Raw genomic sequence first — 6,351 nt, forward strand, 5'->3', positions numbered from 1 at the left:
AAGACCTACTGGCAGCAGTACCGATTCCCAGCAGTGAATTACCACCAGCCCTAGAGAAGAATACCGTATTTCGTGCGATCGCAAGTGGTGGTTTCTTTGGTCAAACCGTTGAAACCCGTCTGCTCAAGAATGGACAAGTGATTCAGCAGTACATAAGGATCAATGGGAATAGCACTCCCACTGAGATTGCTCGCATTTCCCGTCAAGATGTCAAAGGCTTTAAGAAGTTTCTCAACAAAGAGGTAGACTTTGGTCAGTTTGATCAGTTGAGTTACCCTGCTCCTATTGGTGCTGCTGATTATATCAGTGTTACTCTGAGCAGCAATGCTGGTACCACACGTTATGCCGATATTGGTAGTAATCAGCTCCCGGAAGCTTTGCAGCAAGTGATTCAGAATTGGGAGACTATTGTTAGTAGTAAGTGAGGGGTCAGTGGTTAGTGGTCAGCGGTCAGCGGTCAGCTGTGGCACAGGCTTCCAGCCTGTGACCTAACTCCTCAAGTAGGGTGGAACAGGCTTCCAGCCTGTGACCTAACCCATAAGCTGATAACTGATCACTGTTCGCGTAGCGTGCGCGTAGCGCTTAAGCTGATCACTGAAAGCTGATCGCTGAAAGCTGATTACTCCCTACTCCATCTCCTCAGATTCTCCCTCTATATCCTGGCCAATATCAAAAATAATGATAAATTTATCATCAGGCATTAGCCGCTTCAGAGCCTGCATGTGACCTTCCGCATCCGAGCGATTGCGGAAACGACCAACAACCACTCGTTGCATCTTGGGCAATAACCTAACCACGGCCCATGGATATAGGCGCTGAGAGTAAGTCATAATATTAAGTTATCTCCTTAACTGGGGGACGAGAGCCAGCCTTTCCTGTGAACTTCTTGAGGCTGGCTCTTACCGTGGGCGCTAAAGCGATGCAGTCGCTTTAGCGCCCACGGTAATTTTATTATAGCACAAATAATCTTATATTATAACATATTTTGAAAATTTTTGTAACAAATAGGGAATAGGGAGTAGTGGAGTGGGAAAAAATCCTGTGTCTCCACTTATTAATTAATTAATTAAACTAGTAACTATCTTGGATGGAACCTTAGAGGCACTCCGCATGCGATCGCATTTCCCGATTCCCGATTCCCGATTCCCGATTCCCGATTCCCGATTCCCGATTCCCGATTCCCGATTCCCGATTCCCGATTCCCCATTTTCTAACTATTCCGATATTGACGCAGTCGCTAATAGTGGAAACTACACCACTTAACTTGACCCCCACCCTCTCCACACTTACCACACTTTAATCCCTACTTCCTGACATTGCCAATTTTTCTTTTATATATTAAACTAGTAGTATCGGAATAGTTAGGAGGAATCCACTCATGAACAAGTGCGTTGGAACTACCGAAGCAGCATCTCTATTAGGAATTTCTTCTCGACGATTGCGCCAACTCCTAGAGAAGGGTCGGGTGCGGGGTGCCTATAAAACTGGGAAATTTTGGATTATTCCTCTGTTCAACCATTTGCCACAAGTTACCAAAGGTACTCGTGGACCAAAAGGGAAATGGCGCACTAGTCGTCCTCCCGCATTAGCGAAGATTAATGTCAATCGCAATCACATTGGCTCGAATATCAAGAAAAGCCCGAAAGAGCGCAAGCCAGTGATTTCAGTAAAACGCAGTGGTAGCAATATCTACGGCAATGAAGTCGAAATTCTTGGGCCTTGTAAGATTGTCTATAATCCCGATCATCCACTAGACTGTGGGGCTCGTTTGTGGATTGAAACCTTTAGTGATATTCACTTTGTGGGTGGCAGTTCTCCTGCTAGTCGCTGAGGGAGTAAAGGGCGTTGCGACTATTAAAAATTATCAATTTAATGATTGGGCGTTCCAGCAGCGATGCAGCGCGGTCTTGGGGGTTTCCCCGATGAGCGACTGGATCCAGGCATTGAAGATTGATGCTTAGCCTGTTTTATTTGCTTTAGAAACTCGGGGTATAAGTTTGCTAAGCATAATATTCACACCATAAATACGCCATAATGATATCAAAAAAAGTCTAATCAGTACTATATGATGGCGGCAATAATATCATTTACTCGTTATGGAGTGTATTTTGAGCGTGTCATGGATATCAGTAATAAGGAATATCGAGACTTTATCTGGGAATATCTTTATTTCCAAGGAAATCAACAAACCCCCTGCGATCGCAAAAACCCACACTCGGAGCCCAGATTCCTCAGCAACAGTACTATTATAAAATAACTATATAGTAAAAACTATATTGCGCAATTTCTTCTACAGAGAATCCCACTACCATAATCACTCCCATGCCAGATACCGATTTCTAGTGCAAGAAGTCAAATTACTATGATATAATTTTATGAAATCAAAAATAATTAATAATGGATAAAACATTCTATATCAAGCAGTTAGAAAACGAATTAAATTCTGTTTTTAATGATAATCTAATAGATCTTAAAGATTATCCAAACAATAAAGTAAATGAAAAAAAGAGTGCTTTCAACAGCAGAGCATTGGCAGCTTATTCACTTCTTACTTTAGCAGATATTGATCCAATCCAAGCCGCCAATACAGTGGTAGATGGAATCGACGATAATGGTATTGATGCTATCCTGTTTCAAGAAAACAAAAAAATATTTTGGTTAGTTCAATCTAAATGGAATTATAAAGGACAAGGGTCGCCAAAAGCTAATGAGCTACGAAGTTTTTCATCAGGTGTTAAAGATATCTTGGAGTTCGATACTACCCATGATAGATTCAATCAAAAATTTCAAGATAAAGAAGAAGAAATAAAATCAGCAATAAATAGGATGGACGTTAAAATAAAAATTATAGTTTCTCATACAGGATCTAATTTATCTAAAACTTGTCGTACAGTTATTCAAGATCTAATTAAAGAGATTAATGATGGTTTCGAAGAAATAGCTTATTTTGAAGAGTTTAACCTAGAAAAAGCTTATAAAGCTGCCTACAATCGAAATCATCCTCAAAAAATAAATGTTGAATTTGAACTTAAAAATTGGGGCATGATCAACCATCCTTATAAAGCCTATTATGGACAAATTAATGGAAGCGATGTTGCAAAATGGTGGTCAACATATAACAACAAACTTTTTTCTAAAAATATTCGCAATTTTATTGGAGATAGTGAAATTAATGAAGAAATAAAAAAAACATTAGAAAATAAACCTGAACTCTTCTGGTACTTTAATAATGGGATTACGGTTTTATGTCAAAAACTTACAAAAACAAATCATCGAAAAACAAGAGATACAGGTAATTTTTATGCTGAAGGAATTAGTATTGTCAACGGGGCTCAAACCATTGGATGTATAGGAACTTTATATGAAAATTCATCAGAGGAAAGAAAAGATGAAATTGAAGAAAATTGCGAAATATTAATTCGATTTATTTCTTTGGAAACATGTGAAGAGGATTTTGGAGAAAAAGTAACTCGTGCAACCAACACCCAAAATAAAATAGAATATAGAGATTTTATAGCTTTAGATAGTGAACAAGAAAGATTGTATAAAGACTTAAGATCCATTAATAAAAAATATCACTACAAACGAACAGCCGAAACATTTGAAATCAATCATGAAAATTACGAATTAACAGAAGCAACTGTAGCTTTAGCATGTGCTCACAGTAATATTCAATTAATGATAATGGCTAAACAAGATATCACTAAATTATGGTCTAATCCCTCAAAACATCCTTATACAACAATATTTAACAATAAGGTAACAGCCACAGAATTATATAGAAAAATCGATATAAAAAGAGAGTTTGAATCAATAATCAAAGATATTAAAACAAAAAAAGTTTTAGTAACACACGGTAAATTATTCATTTTACATCTGGTTTACCAAAAAATACCAAAACAGGTTTTTGATATTAAAACAAGTGAAAATGATTTTGATGATTATAAAATAACTAAATTACCTAATTTAATAAATAAAATAATTAAATTAGGTGAAAACTACCTAAATAAAAATTACAAATCAAATCAGATGTGGCGTTTATTTAACAATATCAAAAAGCTCCAAGAATTTCAATCTTTCATTTTGCCAGAATTAGATTAAACTGACTAAAAAAAAACTAACCAATTACCCACGCATTTCAGAGCGTATAGTGTTTGTATTTGACATGTAAACCTATATGCTCTTTTTTGATTCGACAATAAAACTGAGAATCTCGAACCCCTGTTGCCTGTTGCCTGTTTCCTGTTTCCTGTTGCTTCTTGGCCTTTGGGAGTATGTTCACAACCCAGATACAAACGCTATATACTTAACTTTCGGTTTGAGTGGTTGAGAGATGGGATAAATATCACAAATCCTACTGACGATTTGGCACTAGTTGCGAAGTCTATAGTGTAAGTCATCAATATGGGTTATGAAATTAACCAAAATTTTCGGATTAGCAGCAACCACTATAACCTTACTAACATCCCAATCGCGCCCTGTTGTTTCCCATCCAGATCCAAACAGTATGGTCAGTATGTTGAAATGCCGCCAGATACTGCATCAGGATGCAGTAGTACTAGATGGGTTTGTCCCGTATTCATCAGAAGTAGTTACCTATTTTGACAGATATCAACTTATTGAAGTTTTAGACTTCCAGGTTAACGGTTTCATCTTTGTGAATGCCCCTATCCCTGGTTGGATACATACAGACAACATTACTAATTGTCCAATCAATACCGACGAGCTTGTTAACTACAAAGGGAATCACGAAATTGTTGAGATGCCTTCCGACTATTAACCAGTTCTATGATGGAAAAATATGCCTGTTAACGATCACCAATAGCTTTACAAAGAGATTGTAGAGAGATGAGCTATGACTAATAACCTCATCGTTAGGAGTAGGGCTGTTTGATTGATTGACGTTGCTGAATCTTCAAATGAATAAGACTGGGGTGGGTATCCTGCCAGCCCGGAAATGAAACGGGCAAGATGCCCGTTCCACCAACATGCCCGTTCCGTCACGCTACGCGATCACATATAACTCAGGAATGCGATGCTCCAAAAGAGCCGCTACGCGATTGGCCGTAGGCCACGCTAAAAGCGATCGCATTCCCGATTCCCCATTTTCTAACTATTCCGATATTGACGCAGTCGCTAATAGTGGAAACCACACCACTTCACTTTACCTCCACCCTTTACACACTTACCACACTTTAATCCCTACTCCCTTTCTTCTCGATTTCCTAACTATTCCGATATTGACGGAGTCGCTAATAGTGCAAACCACAGCACTTGACTTACTAGCCACCCTCTCCACACTTACCACACTTTAATCCCTACTCCCTCAAGTTGCCAATTTTTATTTTTGCTATTAAACTAGTGTTATAGGAAGAGTTAAAAAACACTCCAGTCATGAACAAGTGCGTTGGAACTACTGAAGCAGCATCTCTATTAGGAATTTCTTCTCGACGATTGCGCCAACTCCTAGAGAAGGGTCGGGTGCGCGGTGCTTATAAAACTGGGAAATTCTGGATTATTCCCTTGTTCAACCATTTGCCACAAATTACTAAAGGTACTCGTGGACCAAAGGGGAAATGGCGCACTAGTCGTCCACCGGCTCTAGCAAAGATTAATGTCAATCGTAATCACATTGGCTCGAATATCAAGAAAAGCCCCAAAGACCGCAAGCCAGTGATTTCAGTAAAACGCAGTGGTAGCAATATCTACGGCAACGAAGTGGAAATCCTAGGTCCTTGTAAGATTGTCTATAATCCAGATAATCCACTGGATTGTGGTGCTCGTTTGTGGATTGAAACCTTTAGTGATATTCACTTTGTGGGTGGTAGTTTTCCTGCTAGTCGTTGAGTCGGTAGCGTTGCTGAATCTTTGAATCAGTAGAGTGGGCATCCTGCCCGCCGGAGAATATTGGGCATCCTGCCCGCCGGAGAATATATTGAAACTGGCAAGATGCCAGTTCCACCCAAGATGCCCATTCCACAAATATTGAAAATATTGATAATGGAACAGGGAAAAAGAGCTAATTGCTAGAGCGATTAGAATGGTTCAATAAGCACCCAAGCAATCGCTTATCGCTGACCATGAGTTCTCAACCACCCTCCAAACCCCCAAAGACCATACTTAGTCAGCTAACTCAGGTAGTACAGACCATTCATGCGAAGGTCAATCTTCAAGCAGTAGCACTAAAGCCTAATGCTAGAGTGCCGGAACTTTGGGTGCAAGATGCTAATACCAACAAATCCGATGTCTATCCCCTGGTTGGGGACCGTTACGTACTGGGGCGCAGTTCCAAATCCTGTGACATAATCGTTCGCAACCCAGTAGTCAGTCAAGTTCATCTCTCCCTAGAAC

10 protein-coding genes are annotated in these 6,351 nt (G+C 39.4%); 8 read left to right on the forward strand and 2 right to left on the reverse strand.

Features of this window, described 5'->3' with window-relative positions; genetic code table 11:
- Positions 1-425, forward strand: a 425-nt coding sequence (locus F6K38_RS32920) for a hypothetical protein (protein ID WP_502709623.1), incomplete at its 5' end; no start/stop codon positions are given.
- 201 nt (positions 426-626) lie between these two features.
- Here F6K38_RS32920 and F6K38_RS32925 read toward each other — a convergent pair.
- Complete coding sequence (locus tag F6K38_RS32925) at positions 627-830, reverse strand: hypothetical protein (protein ID WP_287359300.1); 204 nt, start codon at positions 828-830, stop codon at positions 627-629.
- Positions 831-1,083: 253 nt separating this feature from the next.
- On the opposite strand from F6K38_RS32925, the gene F6K38_RS32930 reads away from it, so the two are divergent.
- The 6 genes from F6K38_RS32930 to F6K38_RS32955 all read left to right on the forward strand — a co-directional run bounded on the left by F6K38_RS32930 (position 1,084) and on the right by F6K38_RS32955 (position 5,847).
- The gene (locus tag F6K38_RS32930; protein ID WP_287359303.1) at positions 1,084-1,263 is read left to right on the forward strand and encodes a hypothetical protein; all 180 of its coding nucleotides are present in this window, start codon (positions 1,084-1,086) and stop codon (positions 1,261-1,263) included.
- Positions 1,264-1,378: 115 nt separating this feature from the next.
- On the forward strand, positions 1,379-1,831 hold the full coding sequence (locus tag F6K38_RS32935) for a MerR family transcriptional regulator (RefSeq protein WP_287359306.1): 453 nt from the start codon (positions 1,379-1,381) through the stop codon (positions 1,829-1,831).
- Between the two features lie 566 nt (positions 1,832-2,397).
- Positions 2,398-4,101: an AIPR family protein gene (locus F6K38_RS32940; RefSeq protein WP_287359309.1), complete on the forward strand. Its 1,704-nt coding sequence runs from the start codon at positions 2,398-2,400 to the stop codon at positions 4,099-4,101.
- A 310-nt stretch (positions 4,102-4,411) separates the two neighbouring features.
- On the forward strand, positions 4,412-4,780 hold the full coding sequence (locus F6K38_RS32945; protein ID WP_287359312.1) for a hypothetical protein: 369 nt from the start codon (positions 4,412-4,414) through the stop codon (positions 4,778-4,780).
- 208 nt (positions 4,781-4,988) lie between these two features.
- On the forward strand, positions 4,989-5,315 hold the full coding sequence (locus tag F6K38_RS32950) for a hypothetical protein (protein WP_287359314.1): 327 nt from the start codon (positions 4,989-4,991) through the stop codon (positions 5,313-5,315).
- A 79-nt stretch (positions 5,316-5,394) separates the two neighbouring features.
- Entirely contained in the window at positions 5,395-5,847 is a 453-nt protein-coding gene (locus F6K38_RS32955) for a MerR family transcriptional regulator (protein ID WP_271970043.1), read from the forward strand.
- Here F6K38_RS32955 and F6K38_RS32960 read toward each other — a convergent pair.
- On the reverse strand, positions 5,837-5,980 hold the full coding sequence (locus F6K38_RS32960; protein WP_158026269.1) for a hypothetical protein: 144 nt from the start codon (positions 5,978-5,980) through the stop codon (positions 5,837-5,839). The genes F6K38_RS32955 and F6K38_RS32960 overlap by 11 nt on opposite strands.
- Positions 5,981-6,080: 100 nt before the next feature.
- On the opposite strand from F6K38_RS32960, the gene F6K38_RS32965 reads away from it, so the two are divergent.
- Positions 6,081-6,351 (forward strand): FHA domain-containing protein (locus F6K38_RS32965; RefSeq protein ID WP_287359023.1); only part of this gene is annotated, 271 nt, incomplete at its 3' end.

Origin of the sequence: Moorena sp. SIO3B2 (assembly GCF_010692525.1) — a bacterium.
GTDB classification, from domain to species: domain Bacteria; phylum Cyanobacteriota; class Cyanobacteriia; order Cyanobacteriales; family Coleofasciculaceae; genus Moorena; species Moorena producens.

What these genes read in the sequence shown, in the direction of transcription:
- F6K38_RS32925 (WP_287359300.1), bottom strand. Translation starts at nt 830, where the DNA reads ATGACTTACTCTCAGCGCCTATATCCATGGGCCGTGGTTAGGTTATTG.
- F6K38_RS32935 (WP_287359306.1), top strand. Translation starts at nt 1,379, where the DNA reads ATGAACAAGTGCGTTGGAACTACCGAAGCAGCATCTCTATTAGGAATT.
- F6K38_RS32940 (WP_287359309.1), top strand. Translation starts at nt 2,398, where the DNA reads ATGGATAAAACATTCTATATCAAGCAGTTAGAAAACGAATTAAATTCT.
- F6K38_RS32945 (WP_287359312.1), top strand. Translation starts at nt 4,412, where the DNA reads ATGAAATTAACCAAAATTTTCGGATTAGCAGCAACCACTATAACCTTA.
- F6K38_RS32950 (WP_287359314.1), top strand. Translation starts at nt 4,989, where the DNA reads ATGCCCGTTCCGTCACGCTACGCGATCACATATAACTCAGGAATGCGA.
- F6K38_RS32955 (WP_271970043.1), top strand. Translation starts at nt 5,395, where the DNA reads ATGAACAAGTGCGTTGGAACTACTGAAGCAGCATCTCTATTAGGAATT.